The sequence below is a fragment of the Vibrio sp. D54 genome (genome assembly GCF_021728075.1).
GTDB classification, from domain to species: Bacteria; Pseudomonadota; Gammaproteobacteria; order Enterobacterales; family Vibrionaceae; genus Vibrio; species Vibrio alginolyticus.
On the sequence record NZ_JAKKCS010000070.1, the window covers coordinates 1 to 1,095 of the forward strand.

A 1,095-nucleotide genomic window follows, 5' to 3' on the forward strand; every position below is an offset into this window, starting at 1 on the left:
CACCAGCTCATCTTGACCTACACCATGATCAATCGCTTCATAAAAAGTAATTTGAACCGTACCATCATCATTGACTTCTGCTGAGAAAACTAATCGGTCGTCAGTCGATGTTCCTTGTAAGCTCAACCCATCTTCTGCAACAACAACATTTATAGATTGACCGACCGATGTAAGCGCGCTCAAACTTGGCTGCTCTGCATGCAGTGCTGGCACACCATTTTCTATGTTGATGGCTGCCGAGCTGCTTTGCTCACCAAAAAATCCAACGATGTTTTCAGAAAATACCGTTGAACCGGGTAGCACTATTGTCGGCATGGTATCTACCGCGTGGTTGCCGGCGGCATCCAACACTTCTGCTTCAATGGTCCACGTGTTGTTTAGATTGAGAGTGTTTACGTCAATTCCGGTTACTGTCCACGAACCTGATGCATCAACAAGGCCAGTAAAATTCAGCGTGTTGTCTCCGTCACTTACCCGAATCGTTACTGCCAGACCTTGCTCTACACCACTGGTTGTCCCTCTCATTTCCGTGACTATACCCTCACGGAAATCATCAATGGCAAGACCACCGCTAATATAAAAATCCGTATCGATATCAATGATGGGAGCAGTGGCATCTATGGTCGTAGCCTCATCCATCGCTTTCGCTTGGTTGCCCGCCACATCATTCACGGAGGCAGATACGGTTAACGCCCCATCGGCTAACGTGGATAAGTTCGCCCCTTCGACTTGCCACATACCATCAACGACAACGGCATTGAACGAGAGCATCACCCCCAAGCTGTCTTGAACCGTGACAGAAACCGTCTGACCATTTTCAACATCACTGACTTGCCCTGACAAAGTGACAGATTGGCGCTCTTCAATGTTTAAATAGCCGTCTCCGCCATCGTCAACGTCCACCGTCACACTTGCGAGCGTATCTTTGATGATGGTGTTTTCACTGGTTGCAGGGTTGCCCGCTATATCAATACTCTCAGCAACAACTGTCAGCGTACCTTCAGACAATCCAGAAAGGTCAACGTCGTCCAGAGACCAACTTCCACCAGTCACCACCGTTTCTAAGTTTATGACCGCTCCTAACGAGTCGGTTAC

At 48.3% G+C, this 1,095-nt stretch carries 1 pseudogene; it reads right to left on the reverse strand.

From position 1 onward, the window contains the following. Positions 1–1,095 (reverse strand): annotated as a pseudogene (locus tag L3V37_RS24145) (RTX toxin); the annotation flags it as partial.